The following is a 20,913-nucleotide window of genomic DNA, read 5'->3' on the forward strand; positions in this document are numbered from 1 at the left end:
AACTGCCCAGCGAGAATTATACGCGTTTGAAGATCAGGGAGCCATTGGTGCCGCCGAAACCAAACGAATTGGACAGGGCATAGTCAAACTGACCGGCCTTGGCCACATGAGGCACCAGATCCAGATCGCACTCTTCATCCGGATTGTCCAGATTGATGGTCGGTGGGACCATCTGGTCGCGCAGCGCCAGCACAGTGATGATCGCCTCGATGGCGCCAGCGGCACCCAGCAGGTGGCCGGTCATCGACTTGGTGGAGCTGATCATCAGTGACTTGGCATGCTCGCCAAACACCTGCTTCATGCCGCGCAACTCGGCCACATCACCCAGCGGGGTGGAGGTGCCATGGGCATTGATGTAGCCGATCTGCTCGGGAGCGATGCCGGCATCCTTGATGGCGTTCTTCATGGCGCGAGCGCCACCATTCCCGTCAGAGGGAGGCGCCGTCATGTGATAGGCATCGCCGCTCATGCCAAAGCCGACCAGCTCCGCATAAATCTTGGCGCCGCGCGCCTTGGCGTGTTCGAACTCTTCGAGCACCAGCACCCCGGCGCCATCACCCAACACGAAGCCATCGCGATCCTTGTCCCAGGGACGACTCGCCTTCTGGGGCTCGTCGTTGCGGGTAGAGAGTGCCTTGGCCGCCGCGAAGCCGCCCATCCCCATAGGGGTGGAAGCCTTCTCGGTACCGCCGGCAACCATCACATCCGCATCACCGTAGGCAATCATCCGACCCGCCATGCCGATGGCGTGAGTACCTGTGGTGCAGGCGGTGGTCACCGCGATGTTCGGACCCTGCATTCCCTTCATGATGGAGAGATGCCCGGACACCATATTGATGATGGTGGATGGCACGAAGAAGGGGCTCAGCTTGCGCGGGCCGCCATTGATGAGGCTGCTGTGGTTCTGCTCGATGAGTCCCAGGCCGCCGATGCCGGAGCCGATGGCCACGCCAACCCGCTCTGCATTCTCTTCGGTGATGACCAGACCGGAATCATCCAGCGCCAGCACACCCGCCGCCACGCCGTACTGGATGAAGAGATCCATCTTGCGGGCTTCTTTGCGGTTGATGCCGTATTGTTCGGGATCGAACCCTTTGACCAGGCCTGCGAAACGGGTCGCATACTCACTGGCATCAAAATGGTCGATGAGGGAAATGCCGCTCTGCCCGTTGAGCAAGGCTTGCCAGCTGGATTCGGCAGTGTTACCCACCGGGGAAAGCATCCCCAGGCCGGTCACCACGACTCTGCGTTTTGACACTGAGGTAGTCTCCGAGAGGTGTTTTGAGAGGGAGTAAACATAAAAGAAGCGGCCCTTGGGCCGCTTCTTTCAGAACAGGAACTTATTCCTGATTAGCGGTGATGTAGTCGATAGCCGCTTGAACAGTGGTGATCTTCTCGGCTTCTTCATCAGGAATTTCGGTATCGAATTCTTCTTCCAGCGCCATTACCAGTTCAACGGTATCCAAAGAGTCAGCGCCCAGGTCGTCGACGAAGGAGGCAGCGTTCTTAACGTCTTCCTCTTTAACACCCAGTTGTTCGATGATGATTTTCTTTACGCGTTCTTCGATGTTGCTCATGACCTGAATTTTCCTTTAAAAATACGCTATTGCGTCTGGTTGGGGTAGTTTATTCAATTGACTGGAGTTTGCAAGTAGCTTGCCGCTGGTCAAACCACGAAAAGTGCCAAACTTCGGCGTACTATCGCAAATTTGAACAGATCTCACGACAAATTGATTACACCATGTACATCCCGCCATTAACATGGAGGGTTTCACCGGTGATATAAGCAGCGTCATCAGACGCCAAGAATACCACAGCGGCGGCAATTTCTTTCGGATCGCCCAAACGGCCGGCAGGCACCTGATTCATGATGCCGGAGCGCTGCTCTTCGTTGAGCGCCTTGGTCATATCGGTCTCGATAAAACCGGGGGCCACGGCATTTACCGTGATACCACGGGACGCCACTTCACGGGCCAGCGACTTGGTGAAGCCAACCAGACCGGCCTTGGCGGCCGCGTAGTTGACCTGACCCGCGTTACCCATGGTACCCACCACCGAGCCGATGCTGATGATGCGACCATTGCGCTTCTTCATCATGGCACGCAATACCGGTTTGCTCAGACGGTACAGTGAGGTGAGATTGGTGTCGATGATCTCGTTCCACTCATCATCTTTCATGCGCATCAACAGATTGTCGCGGGTGATGCCGGCGTTGTTGATGAGGATGTCGATCTCGCCGAAGCGCACCTTGATGGCGGCAAAGACGGTTTCGATGGATTCCTGGCTGGTCACGTTCAGTGCCATGCCGCAGCCCTGCTCGCCCAGATAGGCGCTGATAGCCTCGGCGCCGCTTTCGCTGGTCGCGGTACCCACTACCTTGGCGCCACGGGCCGCAAAGGTTTCGGCAATCGCACGACCGATGCCACGACTGGCACCGGTGACCAACACAACCTTATCGGTAAAACTCATGACTCGCTCCTGTTACTTGGACTGGGCCAGCGCCTGCTCGAAAGAGGCGGCATCGTTGGCGTGAACACCTTCCACGCGCGCATCGATGCGCTTGGCCAACCCAGTCAATACCTTGCCCGGTCCCATCTCGATCTCGAGGGTGATGCCGTCGTTTGCCATCCGCTCGACCGTTTCGGTCCAACGAACCGGGCTGAACAACTGACGCACCAGGGCTTGCTTGATGGCGGCCGGATCCTGTTCACAGGATACGTCCACATTATTGATGACTGCGATGCTTGGAACCTTGATCTCGATCCCATCCAGCGCGGCGGCCAATTTTTCGGCGGCCGGTTTCATCAGGGCGCAGTGTGACGGCACAGAGACTGGCAACGGCAGTGCACGCTTGGCGCCGGACTCCTTCATCAGCACGTTGGCGCGCTCGACCGCTTCCTTGTGACCGGCAATGACCACCTGCCCCGGGGAGTTGAAGTTGACCGGAGAGACCACCTGACCCTGCGCTGCCTTCTCGCAGTTGGCGGCGATGGAGTCGTTGTCCAGGCCGATGATGGCGGCCATGGCACCGGTGCCTTCCGGCACGGCTTCTTGCATGGCGAGGCCACGCAGCTCGACCAGTTTGACTGCATCGGCAAAGTTGAGGGCGCCGCTGCACACCAGGGCGGAATATTCACCCAGGCTGTGGCCTGCCATGACGGCGGGAGTTGCCCCACCCTGCTGTTGCCACAGGCGCCACAGGGCGACGGAGGCAGTCAGCAGCGCAGGTTGGGTGCGCCAGGTCTTGTTCAGATCCTCGGCCGGGCCTTGCATGACCAGGGCCAGCAGATCGTAACCCAGCACCTGACTCGCCTCGGCGAAGGTCTCTTTAATCACGGCGTGTTGCTCGGCCAGTTCGGCCAGCATGCCGACACTCTGGGAGCCTTGTCCCGGGAAGGCAATGGCAAATCGGGTCATCATTGATTCCTTTAAGGTAAGACGAAATCGACAAGCGGGCGCCCGAGATGGGTATCAAGGGCGCGCTTGATATCAGAGACGCACCAGCGCCGAACCCCAGGCGAAACCGCCACCGAAGGCCTCCAGCAACACTAGCTGGCCCGGCTTGATACGGCCATCACGCACCCCTTCATCGAAGGCGATGGGCACGGAGGCAGCAGAGGTGTTGCCATGACGATCCAGGGTCAGGATCACCTTGTCCAACTCCATGCCGAGTTTCTTGGCGGTGGCGTTGATGATGCGGAAGTTGGCCTGGTGCGGTACCAGCCAGTCGAGCTCGCTTGGCTCGATGTTGGCGGCGGCAAGAGTTTCGGTCACGATCTCGCTCAGGCGCGTCACCGCGACCTTGAACACATCGTTGCCCTTCATATACATGTAGGCTTCGAGCTCGGCACCCGGCATGCCGCGGTGCGGCTGCGGCAGCTTGAGCAGATCCCCATAGCGGCCATCGGCATGCAGATGGGTGGAGATGATGCCCGGGGTTTCGCTTGCCCCGATCACTACGGCCCCTGCCCCGTCACCGAAGATGATGATGGTGCCACGATCCTTGGGATCGCACATGCGCGACAAGACGTCCGCACCCACGACCAGCACGTGACGAGCGGCGCCGGATTTGACGAACTGATCGGCGATGGCCAGCGCGTAGGTGAAACCGGCGCAGGCGGCGGCCACGTCGAAGGCCGGGATCCCCGGCACCCCGAGCATCCCCTGCAATTCACAGGCGGCCGCCGGGAAGGCGTTTTCGGCACTGGTGGTGGCCAGCACTATCATGTCCAGATCGGCCGCGGTCAGACCCGCCGCCTCCAGCGCCCGCAAGGCAGCCTGATGAGACAGGGTGGCGACGGTCTCGTCGGCCCCTGCGATGCGGCGTTCACGGATCCCGGTACGTTCCACGATCCATTCGTTACTGGTTTCGACCATCTGCTCGAGATCGGCATTGGTACGCACCGCACTCGGCAGGTAACTGCCAGTACCCAGAATTTTGCTATGCATAGAGTTCTTATAAGTCCCTGTCGGAAAAGACAGATTCAAGGCGATCCGCTATTTGCAGTGGAAGTTGATGCTTGGCCTCCTGTGCGGCCAGCAGGATCGCATGACACAGAGCGTGCCGTTCGGCCCGCCCATGGCTTTTTACCACAATGCCGCGCAATCCTAACAGACTTGCGCCATTATACTGGTCGGGGTTCAGGTAAGAAAAACGCCGTTTGAACATAAATCCGGCGACTCGGCCAAGAAAGCTGCGTTTTTTACGGGGATAACCGGCCAGTTCGGCCATCATCCGCACCACACCCTCGGCTGTTTTGAGCGCCACGTTGCCCACGAAGCCATCACAGACGATCACATCCGTTTCACCGCTGAAGATCCTGTCTCCTTCGATGAAGCCGACGAAGTTGAGGGCATTACACTGGCGTAGCAGCTCGGCGCTGTGGCGCACCAGATCGTTCCCCTTGATCTCCTCCTCCCCCACGTTGAGCAAGGCGACCCGGGGAGACGCTATCCCCTCCACCTTCTCGGCGACCACGGATCCCATCACAGCAAATTGCAGCAAGGTATCGGCATCACAGCTCACGTTCGCCCCCAGATCCAGCATCACGGTGCGTTTGCCACCCAGGGTGGGCAGCGCCTTGATGAGCGCGGGTCTGTCGACGCCGGGCAAGGATTTGAGCACGCACTTGGCCATGGCCATCAGGGCACCAGTATTGCCGGCGCTGACGCAGGCATCGGCCTCACCGGCCTTGACCAGGTTCAGCACCACTCGCATGGAGGAGTCTTTGAGGGTACGCAACGCGACGATCGGTTTGTCACCCATGGCAACGACCTGGGAGGCATGAACAAAACGAACGCGGGGATGAGTCAGCAAGCCATGTTGCTGTAACAAGGAGGCGGTCTGGTGTTGGTCACCGACCAGAATAAGTTTTAGCTGAGGCAGAAGAGACAGTGCCTGCACGGCGGCAGGCACTGTTTCCGAGGGGCCAATATCTCCCCCCATTATGTCTAGCGCGACAGTTTGCGTAGACAAAGGCAATCCTTAAGCGATTACCTTTTTACCGCGGTAGAAACCATCGGCAGTCACGTGGTGACGACGATGAATTTCACCACTGGTCTGATCAACAGTCAGTGCTGCAGCGGTCAGTGCATCGTGGGAACGACGCATGCCACGCTTGGCGCGGGTTTTACGGTTCTGTTGTACGGCCATGGTAGGCTAACTCCTAAAAATTCACTTACGTTTGAGCGCTTCAAGAGCTGCAAAGGGATTCGGCCGCTCATCAGCAGGCTCGATGTCACCCCAGGTCATCTCCATGTTTCCTCGCGGGCAGGCATCCATTGGATGCATGGCCACCTGAGGCAACGAGAGGATGAGTTCATCCTCCAGGATTTGATGAAGATCTATCTCGCCGTTTTCGTCCAATTCAATGGGCTCATAAGCTTCCGGCAGCTCTTCCTCGTTTGTTCTTTCGAACAGCGGAGTGTAGATAAAATCAGCTTCGCAAAGGTGTTCGAACGTCTCACCGCAACGTTGGCAAACCAGGTCGACCTTGGCATGGGCAGTGCCTTTCATAACGGTCAACTTCTGGATGTCTTTACCAAACTGCAGGGTGACATTAACATCACTTTGCAAGCCTTCGGTTGATGCCTCCAGCCTGGGCATCTGCGACTTTTCCACTATCCCGACATAATCGAGTAGCTTCAAGGCATTACGGACTGGATCAACCTTAACGGGCAACTTCACCTTTTGCATAGGGCGCGAATATTATAGGTCCAACAAGGGATAGTCAAAGGAAAAAGTCCTTACCGCCGATGATTTTAACCACGCAGGGCCCTGAAGACAGGAACTTGCGTTCATCGGTAGCTGATTATGCCACAAACCGCAGGATCCAATACAGGATCCTGCACGATCAACCCGCCGCTCATTGGCTGCGCGGACAAACCCGGTGGGCTTACCAGCCTGTTCCATTCCATGCCAGGCCGGCTTTATTGGCCGGATCTGGTGGTGGTTCAGCCTGCGCCAGATCTTGTATTCCACAGGATGACGGATCTCATTGAAGGACATTATTGGAGCTTGTTTATGAAAGGTGTGATCCCCTGCTCGTTGACGCTGGTGTTATTGATTCTCTGTCCGCGGTCATCCATGGCCGCCGAAGAGAAGACCGCCGGACACTACTACCGTGAGCAGGAGGTCGAGTCTTTCATCCCCTGTGGCTCGGACAACGCCTTCTGGCTGATGGGCGAGCAGAACGTGCTGCAACCCTTGCGCGATCAACTGCGCAAGCTGAACGAGCATCAGCAGGATGCCCCTCTCCCACTTTATGTCGAGGTCACCGGTCATTTCGAGGATAACGCCAACAGCGACGGGATCGCGGCCGATTACGATGGCCTCTATCGCATCGAGTCCGTCCTCACCAGCCGCCCCGACAGCCCGCCGAGCTGTCCTGTGCTGGTGATGGATGATTGAATCAATATTTTTCCTTCGCTCAAGGGCTCAGGGAGTCGCCGTACAAGCGGCCTTGGCGCTCAGCAAGGATGGCTGATGCCGGGGCATAGCCTCCATCAGGCGGCGAATGGCCTGGAAGCTCTCCAGAGCCGCCTTGATGGCGACCGGATTGACTACCCAGCCCGGCAGGTTGTTGCCCGGATTGGTGTAAGTTTCTAGCCGGATCAGGGTAGTTCCGTCCGGTTGTGGCAAGGCCTCCCAGCGCCCATCGCTGGCCCGGATCCGCACCAGACCCGGTCGCTCACGCAGCGCATCGGGCTCGGCCCAGACCTTGAGCGCTAATCCGCAATCGGCTCTTCTTGACACATGAGAGCGGGTGATGAGCTCCCTGTCCTGCACCGGCCAGGGGGATTCCAGTCGGGTGTAAACCAGTTCATCATCGGCACCGGACCTTGCCAGAACCCGCACCTCGCGGCTCTTGGGCAACCACTCCCGGTGCCGGCTGGTGTCGCGCAGCACGGTCAGGAGTGCAGCAGGTTCGGCCATGACGCGCATCTCCAGGCGCAGCGCCAGATAGGGGCCGGGGGGGCGAGGTTGGGTCCAGAGGCTGACTCCCCCCTCCCCCTGCTGAGGTTGCCACCCCTGCCCCCAGCTCGAGAGGGTGATCAGCATCAAAGCCAGCACGCCAACTTTTTTCATCCTTGCCTCCCCATGCTCACTCCTATGCTTATAGCCGTTTTTCGCGCAGCCGCCCCATCTACGTCCTGGGGCCAATCAATGCGTGCTCATGCTCTCGAGGTTTACCTGCCAAGCCTCAATAACAAGATCCTGACCGGCCCGTCCGTTTGCGCCGCAGCGCACAGCCGGATAGAATCAACCAATTGATTTATAAATGGATATCATCAGACCATGAGCGCTCCCCTGATCCTTGCCTCAACTTCCCGCTATCGCAAGGCGTTGCTGGAAAAACTCGGCTTGCCGTTTCAATGCGTCTCTCCCGAGGTTGACGAGTCGCCGCTGCCGGGGGAATCAGCCCAAGCCCTGGTTGCGCGGCTGGCCTTTGCCAAGGCGGAGGCCGTCGCCCGGTACCATGATCGGGGCTTGATCATTGGCTCTGATCAGCTGTGCGTCTGTGACGGCCAGATCCTCGGCAAGCCAGGTACTGTCGAGAAGGCGGTGGCGCAGCTGATGGCGGCGCAAGGCAAAAGTGTCACCTTCTATACCGGCCTCTGCGTGCTGGATGCGACCAGTGGCAAGGCAGAGCAGCTGGTTGAACCTTTTACCGTGCATTTTCGCCGCCTCGATGAAGCCGCCATTCGTCGCTATGTGGAAGCAGAGTTACCCCTCGACTGCGCGGGCAGCTTCAAGTGTGAAGGCATGGGTATAGTGTTGTTCAGGGCGCTGGAGGGGCGCGATCCCAATGCGCTGATCGGCCTCCCCCTGATCGGTCTGATCGAGCTGCTGGCCCACCATGGTATGGCCTTGCCATAATTTGCTATAAAAATAGAAACTGACGATATAAAAAACGGGAGCCAAGGCTCCCGTTTTGCTTTTGTGTCGTGAAGAGTCAACCCAACAGCAGTCTCAGCTCATCCATGGTGTCGACGACGGCAACCGGATCATGGGCCTGCAGGCGATCCCTATCATGTACGCCCCAAGTAACCCCAACACGTGGCATGGCGAGCGCTTCTGCCATCGCCATGTCGTGGATGGAATCGCCGATCATCACCGCCTGCCCGGGCACCAGGCCAAGCTCAGCCAGGATCTGGGTCAGCATCAGCGGATCGGGTTTGGAGTTCGCCTCGTCCGCGCCGCGAGTGGCCGCAAACAGGGGTCGCAGCCCGGTCTCGTCCAATACCCTGTCCAGCCCGCGACGGGACTTGCCGGTGGCGACCGCCAGGGCGATACCCTGTGCGTGCCACTGGTGCAATAACTCGCTCGCCCCGGCAAACAGCGGACTTGGCGTGTCGTCATGCAGATAGTGATGGCGATAGCGGGCGATCAGGGCATGGGCTCGCTCGCTTCCCTGTTCCAGCTTGAACAGCCGTGGGATGCCCACTTCGAGGCTGAGCCCGATGATCTGGTGTGTCTCCTGGGCGCTGGGAACGGGTTCGTCGCAATCGCGAGCGGCATTCTGCACGCAGGCGACGATCCGCCCCACCGAATCCATCAGGGTACCGTCCCAGTCGAAGATGGCGAGGCGGATATCTTGCATCAGCGGGCCAGCTTGTTCAGGAAACTGTCGAGCTCGGGTGCAAGCGGTGCTTCCACCTGCATCTCACGATCGTCGACCGGATGGGTGAAGCTCAGCTTCCAGGCGTGCAGGAATAACCGTTTCAAGCCCTGGGCACGCATCTTCTCGTCGAAGGCGGCCTCACCGTATTTGTCATCACAGGCGATGGGATGACCCGCATGCTGGGTATGAACCCGGATCTGGTGAGTACGGCCGGTGATGGGGCTGCACTCCACCAGAGTCGCCTCGGCAAATTGACGGGCGATGCGGAAGCGGGTCTCGGATGGCTTGCCATCGCCGCTGACCCGCACCACTCGCTCGCCGGACTGCAGATCGTTCTTGCGCAGCGGCGCGTTGACCACCTTGACGTGGGGCTGCCATTGGCCGCGCACCAGCGCCAGATACTGCTTGCGCATGGTCTTGACGCGCAGTTGCTCATGCAGACTGCGCAGGGCACTGCGTTTCTTGGCGACCAGCAGCACGCCGGAGGTGTCGCGATCGAGCCGGTGCACCAGCTCCAGGAAGCGAGCCTCCGGGCGCAGGGCACGCAGCCCCTCGATGACCCCGAAGCTCAGGCCACTGCCACCGTGCACCGCCATGCCGGACGGCTTGTTGAGCACTATCATGGCCTCGTCTTCAAACAGGATCTGGCTCTCCAGACGCTGGATGCTGCCGAGGTTGGCGGAGGGCAGTTCGTTCTTCTCGGCCACGCGCACGGGGGGCACCCGCACCTCGTCGCCGACACAGAGTTTGTATTCGGGTTTGATGCGCTTCTTGTTGACGCGCACCTCGCCTTTACGAAGGATGCGATAGATCAGGCTCTTGGGGACGCCCTTTAGCTGAGTCTTGAGAAAATTGTCGATGCGCTGCCCTTCATGCTCAGCTTCGATGGTGAGCAGCTGCACTTGTTGATGTATCTGTGTCATGGCGCGGATTTTAACACTGCCGGCAGCCCTTGGCTGCATGCTTTGTTAAAAAATGGCGTCTTGCTATAAAAGTGGTTTAAATGGGATAATAAACAAGGTTTTGTCATTGTGTGCAAGCCTTGTACTAAGTGGCCAAAATTTATGCCACCCAATCCCGAAACACCGTGTATACAAGAACATGACGGTTCCCGGGTGCGAGGTACAACGCATGGAGAACGCAAACAGAACCAGTTTAATTGTCTCCACATCGGTATCCTTAATTCATGCCTTCTCGAGAAGGCAGAACCAGAGTGCCCTTAGTTTGCGCCTCATGCATGCCCCAACCGGGAGGTTGCCCAAACATGCTGAAGACCCGAGGCCGGCGCCGGCAGGATCCTGTGGAGGAATCAAAATGACAAAATAATGAGAACTCAATGAAAAGAATGCTAATCAACGCGACTCAGGAAGAGGAGTTGCGCGTAGCGCTGGTTGACGGACAACAGCTCTACGATTTGGATATTGAAAGTCCGGGACACGAGCAGAAAAAAGCGAACATTTACAAGGGCAAAATCACCCGCGTAGAACCCAGTCTTGAAGCTGCTTTTGTTGACTATGGCGCCGAGCGCCACGGTTTCCTGCCATTGAAGGAAATCGCCCGCAATTACTTCCCCTCCGGTTATTCCTATCAGGGTCGTCCCAACATCAAAGAAGTGGTCCGCGAAGGCCAGGAAGTGATCGTCCAGATCGACAAGGAAGAGCGTGGCACCAAGGGTGCAGCCCTCACCACCTTTATCAGTCTGGCCGGCAGCTATCTGGTGCTGATGCCGAACAACCCCCGTGCCGGCGGTATCTCCCGTCGCATCGAGGGTGACGAGCGGACCGAGTTGAAGGAAGCCCTGAACGGTCTGACCGTGCCGGACGGCATGGGCCTCATCGTGCGTACCGCCGGTGTGGGCAAGTCCCCGGAAGAGCTGGAATGGGATCTGAACGTTCTGCTCAACCACTGGGATTCCATCCACAAGGCCTCGCAGAATCGCTCGGCGCCGGTGCTTATCCACCAGGAAAGCAACGTGATCGTGCGCGCCATTCGTGACTACCTGCGTCGCGATGTGGGCGAGATCCTGATCGACAACCCGGTCATCTTCGAGCGTGCCAAGTCGCACATCGAGCTGGTGCGCCCCGATTTCCTCAATCGCGTGAAGCTGTACAAGGGTGACGTCGCCCTGTTCAACCACTTCCAGATCGAGAGCCAGATCGAGTCAGCCTTCCAGCGTGAAGTGCGCCTGCCCTCCGGTGGCAGCATCGTCATCGATCCGACCGAAGCCCTGACCTCCATCGATATCAACTCCTCCCGCGCCACCAAGGGCGGCGATATCGAAGAGACGGCGCTGCAGACCAACCTGGAAGCGGCCGACGAGATTGCCCGTCAATTGCGTCTGCGTGACCTTGGTGGCCTGATCGTCATCGACTTCATCGACATGACCCCGGTGCGCCATCAGCGCGACGTGGAGAACCGTCTGCGTGAAGCCGTGCATCAGGACCGCGCCCGCATCCAGCTGGGACGGATCTCCCGTTTCGGTCTGCTGGAGATGTCCCGTCAGCGCCTGCGCCCCTCCCTCAACGAGTCCAGCAGCCATATCTGCCCTCGTTGCCAGGGTCAGGGTGTGATCCGTGACAACGAATCACTGGCCTTGTCCATCCTGCGTCTCATCGAAGAAGAGGCCATGAAGGACAACACCGAGCAGGTACATGCTCAAGTGCCGGTCGATGTTGCCGCCTATCTGCTCAATGAGAAGCGTGCTTCCATTGCCGGCCTGGAGCAACGCAACGAGATCCGTGTCTACATCATTCCGAACCAGCATCTGGAGACCCCGCACTACGAGGTCACCCGCATTCGCAAGGGTGAGATCGCGGAAGCGGCCAGCTACGAGCTGAAAACCGAGATTGCCAAGCCGGTCTACCAACCGAAGCAGGCTCAGGTGATCGAGCGCGAGCAACCGCTGCTGCAAGGCTTCGTCCAGGCGCCCCAGCCTGCCGCACCGGCGGCTGCACCGGCCCCCGTTGCCGCGACCACTCCGGTTGCCGCAGAAGCTGGTCTGTTTGGCAAGTTGTTCAAGGCCATCTCCGGCCTGTTCGCATCCGATGCGGCAGCTGGCGACGTGAAAGCGCCCGCCGAGAAACCGGCCGTGCGTGAGGCGAGCAAAGAAGAGGGTCACCGTCATCAACGTGACGAAACCCGCAGCCGTGGTCAACGTGGTCGTCGTGATGACAACCGTGGCAACCGCACTCCTTCGGAAGCCGGTGAGAAGCGTGAAGGCGCAGCCAACCGCGAGGGCAGTGAGAACCGCAATCGTCGTCCGCGCAAAGAGCGTGAGCCGCGCCAGGAACGTGAAGTCCGTGGTGAACAGCGCATGGATCGTGAACCCCGCCAGGAGCGCGAGCCCCGTGGTGAGCGCAACGAACAGCGTCTGGATCGCGAACCTCGTGAGCCGCGTCAGGAACGTGAACCCCGCGCACCGCGCCCGGCTCGTGAACCCCGTGCTCCGCGCGAACCCCGCGCAGAAGTGGTCGTTGAGGCGATAGACGCCATCAATACCCAGGTTGAGGCTGGCAATACCGAACCTCAGCAAGAGAAAGAGCAGAAAGTGGCCGAGCGCCGCGAACGTCGTCAACTGCGCAAGCAGGTTCGCGTCGATGTCGTTGCTGCCGATACCCCTGCCCTGCCGGTGGACGAGCAAGTGAACGAAGTCGTCGACGCGCAAGCCGTGGCCGGTGAGCAAGAGGAGCAGACCGAAGGTCAGCGCCGCTCTCGTCGTACCCCGCGTAGCCAGCGCATCGAAGGCCAGCGTCGCAAGCGTATCAACGAGGATGCCCGTGGCCAGCGTGATGATGAGCCGCAGGCTGAAATCCAGCTGACCGCTGCTGCCCAATCGGATGCGGCTCAGGTGAAGGTGGAAGAACCCGCGGTTCCTGTCATCACCATCCCGAGCGCCGAAGCCGTTGCTGCTGCACTGCAAGCCTCTGCCGCGCTGACCGAGCACGTGATCGCCGAGGCTGTCGCTGAAGACGCTCACGAGCAAGCCGAAGCAGCCGTCTCTGCCCCGGCCCAGACCGAGGTTGCTGAAGCTGTTGTCGCTGAGCCTGTGGCCATCGTCGCAGACGAAGCGCCTGTCTCTGTAGCCGAACCTGTTGCTGCTGAAGTGGAAGTGGCGGTGATCGCCGAGGAAGCGCCGGTTGTTGAAACCGTCGCCGCCGAAGTGGCACCGGCTCCTGCTGCGGTTGAAACCGCGCCCGTTGTCATCGCTGAGCCCGCTCCTGCGCCGCAGGTCGAAGAGGTTGTGGCTCCCGCCATTACCCCTGAAACCGTGGTGGTTGCAGCAGCTGAGCCTGCTGTTAGCGCCCCTGTGACCAAAGCGGTCAACAAGGGTGCCGGTGTACTGGCCCGCGCTCGCAAGGCCTCCGCGCCCATGGCAACGCCGGCCGCTGTGCCTGCTCAGGCTGCTCGTGAGCCAGTGGTCCAGGCACCGCTGGTTCGCAACGAGGTCGCCAGCTCAGGCCGTCACGGTGGCAGCACAGCTGCCGTCAACGTGGCAAAGAGCCCGGCGGGTCGCCCCTGATCCACTAGCTCGCTAGCCTGATAAAAGAGCCACACAATGTGTGGCTCTTTTTTTTGCCTAGCTTCCGTTTCCCACCACCTTGCCAATCTTCAGCTTCACACCGTCATTGCGGTGTCCGAACGCTCCTTCCTATGCTCCTCTCTTTTCCTCCCCCATACGCACACCAATACAACCAGCCTCATCCCCTGCCCTCGCTGTCATACAGCTCAGCCATCGATGTGCTTACGATAAAACTACGCGTCCCCCAAGATTAACGATGGCTCGTTGAACCGAACGAGCATCGCCAGATGTTTCCTCTTGCCATCAGCACCACGACACCAATGGAAGAAGCCAGACCTGAGCCGGTTCAGCCATAGTATCCTCCCGGTGAGTTGTGACATCGAACCTGGATAACCCCCTCTCCTGCCGGATGTCTGTTGCGTCTCCAGTGAGGGAGTGGATTGCTTCCTTTAGCTGATGGCAGGCGGTGTATAGGGGAATAAGCAAAGGTGAGGGAGTATGTATAAAGGGATAAAAACTCTAGTTTGATGGCATACGAACATTTGCCATGACCAACAAACTACCTGTCGCCGAACCACAGTGGCTGATCTGTTGATCTACAGAAATGAAAAAAGGGCCCGCAGGCCCTTCGTCATTCAATCGCATTGTTTGCCCTATCAACCACCAAACAGATGGTTGCTGAGGAGGAACAGGCCACCGGAAAGCGCCATGGTCAACGGCAGGGTCAGCACCCAGGCCATCAAAATGGTCTTGATGGTCTGGCTCTGCAGGCCCGACTTGTTCGCTACCATGGTCCCTGCTACCGCAGAGGAGAGAATATGCGTAGTCGAAACCGGCATCCCGGTCAGACTCGCCACGCCGATGGAGGCTGCAGCGGTGATCTGGGCGGCAATCCCTTGGCTATAGGTCATACCGGAAGAACCGATCTTCTCGCCTACCGTGTAGACGATACGACGCCAGCCCACCATGGTGCCACAACCCAGCGCCAGAGCGATGGAGACGATGACCCAGGTCGGCGCGTATTCGGCCGTTGCGGTCAGGTCTTTGCGCCATTTGGCCAGGTCGGTCAGCTCCTTGGCCGGCAGCGGCAGCTTGGAGACCTTGCGAGCGGTATCGTCGATACAGAGCAGCAGACGACGCACTTCACGGCGATCGGTCAGATCCATCTGCTCATAGGTACGCACCTTGCCCAGACGGCTGTTCAGCGTGGCCATGGCTTCCAGGGCATCACCGGCCTCACAGTGAGTCATCAGCTCTTCCTGGGCATGTGCCGGAACGCTGAAGTTGACCACCTGGGAGACCACTTCATGGTTACGCTGATAGATTTCCATGATGCGCTGGCTGGCATCCTGGGTTCTGTCCAGATCGTAGGAGCGGCTATTCATGTCCAGCGCGAAGTAGGCGGGAGCCACACAAATCAGCACCAGCATCACCAGGCCTATGCCCTTCTGACCGTCGTTGGAGCCGTGCACGAAGCTGACCCCCATGGCGGAACAGATAAGCGTGACACGGGCCCAAAACGGCGGATGCTTCTTGCCGTCCACCAGCAGACGCTCTTCCGGGGTCTTGTGGATCTTGCTGCCCAGCCAGACGCGCTTCATGGCGAACAGCAGCAAGGCGGCGATGATGAAGCCCACGGTAGGAGAAATAATGAGGGAGAGCATGATGTCGATGGCTTTACCGACGTTGATGCCCTCTGTCAGAGGCTGATTGCTCATCCAGGCATAGGCACCGCCTACCCCCAGGATGGAACCGATCAGGGTGTGAGAGCTGGACGCCGGAATGCCGAAGAACCAGGTACCCAGGTTCCAGACAATGGCGGAGAACAGCAGGGAGAACACCATGATCAGACCCTGAGTAGAGTCCATGCCCAATAACAGATCGATGGGCAGCAGATGAACGATGGCGTATGCCACCCCCAATCCACCCATCATGACCCCGGCGAAGTTGAACAGACCGGAAGCCACTACCGCAGTGTGTGCAGGCATAGCCTTGGTATAGATAACCGTTGCTACCGCGTTGGCGGTATCGTGAAAGCCATTGATGAATTCATAGGCAAGCACAAAAAAAACGGCCAATACCAAACCGATTGACCACCACAAACCCAAACCACTAAACATTTCAAACATAAAAACGAACCTGTTTATGAGTTGCGGCGGATTATGCCAGAAGGCTCGGTGCGCCATACCCGTTGTTGAAATATTTCAGTAAGAAAAAAAAAGGGCATTCCGTCAGAAAATGTCTTAGGGCCTGTAGGAATGCGCCTTGTCGAAGATTAATTAAAGCCCATTCGACAATTATGGAAAGGCTTCAATCAGACCTATTCAATCAATAAACGACTGTTTTTCGCTGCACTTCCCTCAATGCGCCGGAGCACAATCGAGCAAGAATACGCCACAACCAGCAGTGTCGCGTCCCTCTGTAACCAGGAAAAACAACAAGGGTGCCTTGGCACCCTTCATCAACACGAACAGCAAAAGAGACACCGTCAGTCCTGGCTCATCCGACTGGCCACGGCCCCTTGCTGACTCTTGTACTTGGCGTTTTCCCGCTTGTTGTACGGGCGGGCAGCGACCCCTGAGAGCATCTCGAAGTTGAGCGCCCCTATCTTCATCTTGGGGCGCAGCGCCAGCGGCAGCTTGCCGCCATTGTAGAACTCCAGCACGATGCGACCGGACCAGCCCGGATCGATGCGGTGGGCGGTGACGTGCACCATCAAGCCCAGGCGTGCCAGGGAGGAGCGACCATCCAGCCAGCCAACGATATCCGCCGGCAGGGTCACGGATTCATAGGTCACCGCCAACGCCAGCTGACCCGGGTGCAGATAGAAGGCTTCCCCGTCCGGGATATGGATCTCGTCGCTCATCACCCGATCGATGGCATCGGCCATCTCACTGCTCGGGCCGCTGAGATCGATGTAGGGGGCGGTGTGATCGCGAAACACCCTAAACTCGTTGCCAAGCAGCACATCGACGCTGACGCCACTGATCCGCTCAATGCCGGGTCTCGGCTCAATCACTATCTTGCCTTCATCCAGATGGCGTTCGATATCGGTATCACAAAGACGCATTGGGCGACTCTCCTGATAAATGATTCATTTAAAAAAGCCGGGCATCGCCCGGCTTGTAGCATCTTATCCGATCAACATGTGGCGGATACGCGCCTTGAGCATGTCGATGGCGATGCGATTCTTGCCTCCGCGAGGCACGATCACATCCGCGTACTGCTTGGACGGATCGATGAACTGCATGAACATGGGGCGTACCGTCTTCTGGTACTGCTTGAGCACGGAATCCATGGTACGGCCGCGCTCCTGCACGTCGCGCACCAGACGGCGCAACAGGCAGATGTCGAGGGGCGTATCCATGAAGATGGAGGCATCCATCAGCTCCCGCAGACGGCTATCGGTCAGCAGCAGGATCCCTTCCAGGATGATGACCCGGCGCGGGGCGAAGGCAGTGACCTCGCTCATGCGGGTGTGTTCGGTATAGGAGTACTGGGGAATGTTGACCGCGTCGCCTTTCACCAGCTGAGTCAGATGCTGCACCAGCAGATCGTGATCCAGGGCATTGGGATGGTCATAGTTGGTCTTGACCCGCTCTTCCATGGTCAGGTGGGTCTGATCACGGTAGTAGCAATCCTCGGTGATCACACCAATCTGACCTGCGCCCAGTTCGGCCACCAGCTCTTCATAAATGGTTTGAGCGATAAGACTCTTGCCGGATGCGGATGCACCAGCAATACCGATGATCACACACGAATGTTGAGTATCAGACATTGAAAATACCTAAGGAGAAGAGCACTGGGGATTGTTTAAACCGATCCATTATATAAAAAAGGGTGGGCCATGCCCACCCCAAATCCATTGCAATCGGCCAACAGCCGATTATTCGTCCAGCGCCACCGTGTAGAGCGGGGTCGCAATCGGTTTACCGCTGAAATAGAGCTCCGCACTGACCCGGCGGGCCAGCTTGAGGTAAGCCTCAGCCAACTCCCCTTCCGGCGCACCGAACATGGTGGGAGTCCCATTGTCCATGTGCTGACGGATGTCGATGTGCAGCGGCAGCTGGCCAAGCAGTGCCACTTGATACTGCTCTGCCATCTTCTGGCCGCCACCGGTCCCGAACAGCGCCTCGTGATGACCGCAGGCGCTGCAGACGTGATAACTCATGTTCTCTATGATGCCGAGCACCGGCACATGCACCTTGTTGAACATGGCGATGCCCTTGCGTGCGTCCGCCAGCGCCACGTCCTGCGGGGTGGTGATGATCAGCGCCGCCGTGGTGGGTACCTGCTGGGCCAGGGTGAGCTGGATGTCCCCTGTGCCCGGCGGCATGTCCACCACCAGGTAATCTACCTCGCCCCAGCGGGTCTCGTGCAGGATCTGCGCCAGCGCCTTGCTCGCCATGGGACCGCGCCAGATGGTGGCATCCTGCTCGGCCACCAGGTAACCGATGCTGTTGCTCTTGAGGCCACAGGCCATCACCGGCTCCATGGTCTTGCCGTCGCGGCTGCCGGGACGCTCCTTGAGGGTGCCCATCATGGTCGGAATGGAGGGGCCATAGATGTCCGCATCCAGGATGGCGACCCGCGCCCCCTCCCTGCTCAGCGCCAGCGCCAGGTTGACGGCGGTGGTGGACTTGCCCACCCCGCCCTTGCCGGAGGCCACCACCAGGATGTTGCGAATACCCTGCACCGCCGCCAGCTGCTGGGCACGGGGCATGCTCGCCACCTCGATGTCGCATTGCCAGTCGATGGCGGCGGTTCCCGTTGCGATACGCAGGCGGGAATCGAAGTCTTGCTTAATCTGCTCAAACAGGGAGCGCCCGGCAAACGGCAGCACCAGCTTGATGGTCAGGCGCTGCTCATGATGCTCGATGGCACGCACGAAACCGGCCGCCACCAGATCTTTGCCCCACCCTGCCGGCTTAAATTCGGCAAGGATCTGTTTTACTGAATCAATCACCATTAACTCCCCATTATGTTGTCGTTATGCTGAGGTGAACGGTTACCGCACACAAATCAGTGGCTTGACTGCGGATCCGGGATGCCCTCTGCCGCGCCAGGCAAGGCCACAACCCTAGGCAGGCCGCCCCCAATTCGGGTAACATGCACGGCACTGTATCATCCCAACAGGCACATAAAGAACGTATTATGGCAACTGATCCTCGTACAATGCTGGTAACCTGCGCCCTCCCCTATGCCAATGGCTCCATCCATCTCGGTCACATGCTGGAACACATCCAGGCCGATATCTGGGTTCGTTATCAGCGAATGCGTGGCCATCAGGTGCATTTCGTCTGTGCCGACGATGCGCACGGCACCCCCATCATGCTCAAGGCGCAGCAGCTCGGGATCACCCCGGAAGCGATGATCGCGGCCGTGTCCGAAGAACATCAGACGGATTTCGCCGGCTTCAACATCAGCTTTGACAACTATCACTCCACCCACAGCGACGAGAACCGCGAGCTGGCGGGGCTGATCTACGGGCGCCTGAAAGAGGGCGACTTCATCAAGGGCCGTACCATCACCCAGCTGTTCGATCCGGAAAAGTCCATGTTCCTGCCGGACCGCTTCGTCAAGGGCACCTGTCCCAAGTGCAAGTCCCCCGAGCAATACGGTGACAACTGCGACGCTTGCGGTGCCACCTACAGCCCGACCGAGCTCATCGATCCGAAATCCGCCGTCTCGGGTGCGACCCCGGTGATGAAGGACTCCGAGCACTTCTTCTTCGACCTGCCCCAGTTTGAAACCTGGCTCGCCGGCTGGGTGCGCGGCTCCGGCGCCATCCAGGAAGAGATGGCCAACAAGATGCAGGAGTGGTTCGAGAGCGGCCTGCAGCAGTGGGACATCACCCGCGATGCCCCCTACTTCGGTTTCGAAATTCCCGGGGCGCCGGGCAAGTACTTCTACGTCTGGCTGGATGCCCCCATCGGCTACATGGCGTCGTTCAAGAACCTGTGCAACAAGCGCGGCGACATCGACTTCGACAGCTACTGGAAGAAGGACTCCACCGCCGAGCTCTATCACTTCATCGGCAAGGACATCGCATACTTCCACTGCCTGTTCTGGCCAGCCATGCTGGAAGGCGCGGGTTTCCGCCAGCCGACCAAGGTCAACGTACACGGCTATGTGACCGTCAACGGCGCCAAGATGTCCAAGTCCAAGGGCACCTTCATCAAGGCGAGCACCTACCTCAAGCACCTGGATCCCGAGTGCCTGCGTTACTACTACGCCGCCAAGCTCAACAGCCGCATCGACGATCTGGATCTGAACCTTGAAGACTTCGTGCAGCGGGTCAACGCCGACGTGGTCAACAAGCTGGTCAACCTGGCCTCCCGTAATGCCGGCTTTATCGCCAAGCGTTTCGACGGCAAGCTGGCCGAGACCTGCGCCGAACCCGAGCTCTACGCCGAATTTGCCAACGCCAGCGCCTCCATCAGCGAAGCCTATGAAACCCGCGAGTTCAGCCGTGCCATTCGCGAAATCATGGCCCTGGCCGACAAGGCGAACCGCTACGTCGACGACAAGGCGCCCTGGGTGCTGGCCAAGCAGGAAGGCGCGGACGCCGAGCTGCAAGCGGTCTGCTCCGTCGGCATCAACCTGTTCCGGGTGCTGATGGCCTACCTCAAGCCTGTCATGCCGCTCTTGGCCGAGCGCGCCGAAGCCTTCCTCGGCGAGACCCTCAGCTGGGATGCCGTGGCCCTGCCGCTCACCAACCACCAGCTGGCCCCGTTCAAGGCGCTGTTCGCCCGCATCGAGCCCGCCAAGATTGAAGCCATGGTGGAAGCCTCCAAGGACGATCTGGCCAAGGAGCAGAACAAGAAGCCCGTTGGCCCACTCGCGGATGACCCCATCAGCGAAACCATCTCTTATGAGGATTTTGCCAAGCTGGACTTGCGCGTCGCGCTCATCAAGAAGGCCGAAGCCGTGCCGGAAGCGGAAAAACTGCTGAAACTGCAGCTGGATCTCGGTGGTGAGACCCGCCAGGTGTTCGCCGGCATCAAGTCCGCCTACAACCCCGAAGATCTGGAAGGCAAGCTGACCGTGATGGTGGCCAACCTGGCACCGCGCAAGATGCGCTTTGGCATGTCAGAAGGCATGGTGCTGGCCGCAGGCCCGGGCGGCAAGGATCTCTGGATCCTGGAGCCGCAAGAAGGCGCCCAGCCCGGCATGCGCGTCAAGTAAGCGCAGCCCAGGATGCAGTGATCAAAAAGAGAGGCCCGAGGGCCTCTCTTTTCATTTCACCGTTTTGACAAGCCTGGGGGA

Annotated in this window: 19 protein-coding genes; 4 read left to right on the top strand and 15 right to left on the bottom strand. The window is 59.0% G+C overall.

Annotation, left to right across the window (positions count from 1 at the left end):
- Nucleotides 1-16 precede the first annotated feature (16 nt).
- The 8 genes from fabF to yceD all read right to left on the bottom strand — a co-directional run bounded on the left by fabF (nt 17) and on the right by yceD (nt 6,196).
- Nucleotides 17-1,258: a beta-ketoacyl-ACP synthase II gene (fabF, locus tag BN1124_RS01180; RefSeq protein WP_042638320.1), complete on the bottom strand. Its 1,242-nt coding sequence runs from the start codon at nt 1,256-1,258 to the stop codon at nt 17-19.
- A gap of 82 nt (nt 1,259-1,340) precedes the next feature.
- On the bottom strand, nt 1,341-1,577 hold the full coding sequence (gene acpP / locus BN1124_RS01185) for an acyl carrier protein (RefSeq protein ID WP_005300909.1): 237 nt from the start codon (nt 1,575-1,577) through the stop codon (nt 1,341-1,343).
- Between the two features lie 157 nt (nt 1,578-1,734).
- A complete protein-coding gene (gene fabG, locus BN1124_RS01190) occupies nt 1,735-2,469 on the bottom strand; it encodes a 3-oxoacyl-ACP reductase FabG (protein WP_042638324.1) in 735 nt (244 codons plus the stop codon).
- Nucleotides 2,470-2,481: 12 nt separating this feature from the next.
- Nucleotides 2,482-3,417, bottom strand: coding sequence for an ACP S-malonyltransferase (fabD, locus tag BN1124_RS01195; RefSeq protein ID WP_033132168.1), 936 nt, complete (start codon nt 3,415-3,417; stop codon nt 2,482-2,484).
- A 72-nt stretch (nt 3,418-3,489) separates the two neighbouring features.
- Entirely contained in the window at nt 3,490-4,449 is a 960-nt protein-coding gene (locus tag BN1124_RS01200) for a beta-ketoacyl-ACP synthase III (protein WP_042638327.1), read from the bottom strand.
- 7 nt (nt 4,450-4,456) lie between these two features.
- On the bottom strand, nt 4,457-5,476 hold the full coding sequence (plsX, locus tag BN1124_RS01205) for a phosphate acyltransferase PlsX (protein WP_042638329.1): 1,020 nt from the start codon (nt 5,474-5,476) through the stop codon (nt 4,457-4,459).
- Nucleotides 5,477-5,485: 9 nt separating this feature from the next.
- Nucleotides 5,486-5,653: a 50S ribosomal protein L32 gene (rpmF, locus tag BN1124_RS20575; protein WP_081966227.1), complete on the bottom strand. Its 168-nt coding sequence runs from the start codon at nt 5,651-5,653 to the stop codon at nt 5,486-5,488.
- 21 nt (nt 5,654-5,674) lie between these two features.
- The gene (gene yceD / locus BN1124_RS01210) at nt 5,675-6,196 is read right to left on the bottom strand and encodes a 23S rRNA accumulation protein YceD (RefSeq protein ID WP_042638331.1); all 522 of its coding nucleotides are present in this window, start codon (nt 6,194-6,196) and stop codon (nt 5,675-5,677) included.
- A gap of 327 nt (nt 6,197-6,523) precedes the next feature.
- Here yceD and BN1124_RS01215 point away from each other — a divergent pair, with 327 nt between their 5' ends.
- Entirely contained in the window at nt 6,524-6,910 is a 387-nt protein-coding gene (locus BN1124_RS01215) for a hypothetical protein (protein WP_156127969.1), read from the top strand.
- A 27-nt stretch (nt 6,911-6,937) separates the two neighbouring features.
- On the opposite strand, the gene BN1124_RS01220 is transcribed toward BN1124_RS01215, so the two are convergent.
- Complete coding sequence (locus BN1124_RS01220; protein ID WP_042638335.1) at nt 6,938-7,588, bottom strand: START domain-containing protein; 651 nt, start codon at nt 7,586-7,588, stop codon at nt 6,938-6,940.
- Between the two features lie 210 nt (nt 7,589-7,798).
- Between BN1124_RS01220 and BN1124_RS01225 the strand changes: the two genes are divergently transcribed.
- Nucleotides 7,799-8,380, top strand: coding sequence for a Maf family protein (locus BN1124_RS01225; RefSeq protein ID WP_042638337.1), 582 nt, complete (start codon nt 7,799-7,801; stop codon nt 8,378-8,380).
- 76 nt (nt 8,381-8,456) lie between these two features.
- Here BN1124_RS01225 and BN1124_RS01230 read toward each other — a convergent pair whose 3' ends face one another.
- Complete coding sequence (locus BN1124_RS01230; protein ID WP_042638339.1) at nt 8,457-9,104, bottom strand: HAD-IA family hydrolase; 648 nt, start codon at nt 9,102-9,104, stop codon at nt 8,457-8,459.
- Nucleotides 9,104-10,048 carry a 23S rRNA pseudouridine(955/2504/2580) synthase RluC gene (gene rluC, locus BN1124_RS01235; RefSeq protein WP_202963165.1) on the bottom strand — a complete coding sequence of 315 codons (945 nt, stop codon included), beginning with the start codon at nt 10,046-10,048 and terminating at the stop codon, nt 9,104-9,106. Before rluC ends, BN1124_RS01230 begins: the two co-directional genes overlap by 1 nt.
- Nucleotides 10,049-10,461: 413 nt before the next feature.
- Here rluC and rne point away from each other — a divergent pair, with 413 nt between their 5' ends.
- Nucleotides 10,462-13,644: a ribonuclease E gene (gene rne, locus BN1124_RS01240; RefSeq protein ID WP_042638343.1), complete on the top strand. Its 3,183-nt coding sequence runs from the start codon at nt 10,462-10,464 to the stop codon at nt 13,642-13,644.
- Between the two features lie 656 nt (nt 13,645-14,300).
- On the opposite strand, the gene BN1124_RS01245 is transcribed toward rne, so the two are convergent.
- The 4 genes from BN1124_RS01245 to apbC form a co-directional block, all read right to left on the bottom strand.
- Entirely contained in the window at nt 14,301-15,773 is a 1,473-nt protein-coding gene (locus BN1124_RS01245; protein ID WP_042638345.1) for an inorganic phosphate transporter, read from the bottom strand.
- A 359-nt stretch (nt 15,774-16,132) separates the two neighbouring features.
- The gene (dcd, locus tag BN1124_RS01250) at nt 16,133-16,714 is read right to left on the bottom strand and encodes a dCTP deaminase (RefSeq protein WP_033130805.1); all 582 of its coding nucleotides are present in this window, start codon (nt 16,712-16,714) and stop codon (nt 16,133-16,135) included.
- A gap of 63 nt (nt 16,715-16,777) precedes the next feature.
- The gene (gene udk, locus BN1124_RS01255; RefSeq protein WP_042638349.1) at nt 16,778-17,422 is read right to left on the bottom strand and encodes a uridine kinase; all 645 of its coding nucleotides are present in this window, start codon (nt 17,420-17,422) and stop codon (nt 16,778-16,780) included.
- Between the two features lie 108 nt (nt 17,423-17,530).
- Complete coding sequence (gene apbC / locus BN1124_RS01260) at nt 17,531-18,613, bottom strand: iron-sulfur cluster carrier protein ApbC (protein ID WP_042638351.1); 1,083 nt, start codon at nt 18,611-18,613, stop codon at nt 17,531-17,533.
- Nucleotides 18,614-18,798: 185 nt separating this feature from the next.
- Between apbC and metG the strand changes: the two genes are divergently transcribed.
- Nucleotides 18,799-20,832 (top strand): methionine--tRNA ligase, encoded by a 2,034-nt coding sequence (gene metG / locus BN1124_RS01265; protein WP_042638353.1) that lies wholly within the window; start codon nt 18,799-18,801, stop codon nt 20,830-20,832.
- Nucleotides 20,833-20,913: the final 81 nt, after the last annotated feature.

The organism is Aeromonas eucrenophila (genome assembly GCF_000819865.1).
In the GTDB taxonomy this organism is placed as follows: domain Bacteria; phylum Pseudomonadota; class Gammaproteobacteria; order Enterobacterales; family Aeromonadaceae; genus Aeromonas; species Aeromonas eucrenophila.

Excerpts from the sequence above, each read along its gene's own strand:
- acpP (WP_005300909.1), bottom strand. The coding sequence starts at position 1,577 with ATGAGCAACATCGAAGAACGCGTAAAGAAAATCATCATCGAACAACTG.
- fabG (WP_042638324.1), bottom strand. The coding sequence starts at position 2,469 with ATGAGTTTTACCGATAAGGTTGTGTTGGTCACCGGTGCCAGTCGTGGC.
- fabD (WP_033132168.1), bottom strand. The coding sequence starts at position 3,417 with ATGACCCGATTTGCCATTGCCTTCCCGGGACAAGGCTCCCAGAGTGTC.
- BN1124_RS01200 (WP_042638327.1), bottom strand. The coding sequence starts at position 4,449 with ATGCATAGCAAAATTCTGGGTACTGGCAGTTACCTGCCGAGTGCGGTG.
- rpmF (WP_081966227.1), bottom strand. The coding sequence starts at position 5,653 with ATGGCCGTACAACAGAACCGTAAAACCCGCGCCAAGCGTGGCATGCGT.
- yceD (WP_042638331.1), bottom strand. The coding sequence starts at position 6,196 with ATGCAAAAGGTGAAGTTGCCCGTTAAGGTTGATCCAGTCCGTAATGCC.
- BN1124_RS01215 (WP_156127969.1), top strand. The coding sequence starts at position 6,524 with ATGAAAGGTGTGATCCCCTGCTCGTTGACGCTGGTGTTATTGATTCTC.
- BN1124_RS01220 (WP_042638335.1), bottom strand. The coding sequence starts at position 7,588 with ATGAAAAAAGTTGGCGTGCTGGCTTTGATGCTGATCACCCTCTCGAGC.
- BN1124_RS01225 (WP_042638337.1), top strand. The coding sequence starts at position 7,799 with ATGAGCGCTCCCCTGATCCTTGCCTCAACTTCCCGCTATCGCAAGGCG.
- BN1124_RS01230 (WP_042638339.1), bottom strand. The coding sequence starts at position 9,104 with ATGCAAGATATCCGCCTCGCCATCTTCGACTGGGACGGTACCCTGATG.
- rluC (WP_202963165.1), bottom strand. The coding sequence starts at position 10,048 with ATGACACAGATACATCAACAAGTGCAGCTGCTCACCATCGAAGCTGAG.
- rne (WP_042638343.1), top strand. The coding sequence starts at position 10,462 with ATGAAAAGAATGCTAATCAACGCGACTCAGGAAGAGGAGTTGCGCGTA.
- BN1124_RS01245 (WP_042638345.1), bottom strand. The coding sequence starts at position 15,773 with ATGTTTGAAATGTTTAGTGGTTTGGGTTTGTGGTGGTCAATCGGTTTG.
- dcd (WP_033130805.1), bottom strand. The coding sequence starts at position 16,714 with ATGCGTCTTTGTGATACCGATATCGAACGCCATCTGGATGAAGGCAAG.
- udk (WP_042638349.1), bottom strand. The coding sequence starts at position 17,422 with ATGTCTGATACTCAACATTCGTGTGTGATCATCGGTATTGCTGGTGCA.
- apbC (WP_042638351.1), bottom strand. The coding sequence starts at position 18,613 with ATGGTGATTGATTCAGTAAAACAGATCCTTGCCGAATTTAAGCCGGCA.
- metG (WP_042638353.1), top strand. The coding sequence starts at position 18,799 with ATGGCAACTGATCCTCGTACAATGCTGGTAACCTGCGCCCTCCCCTAT.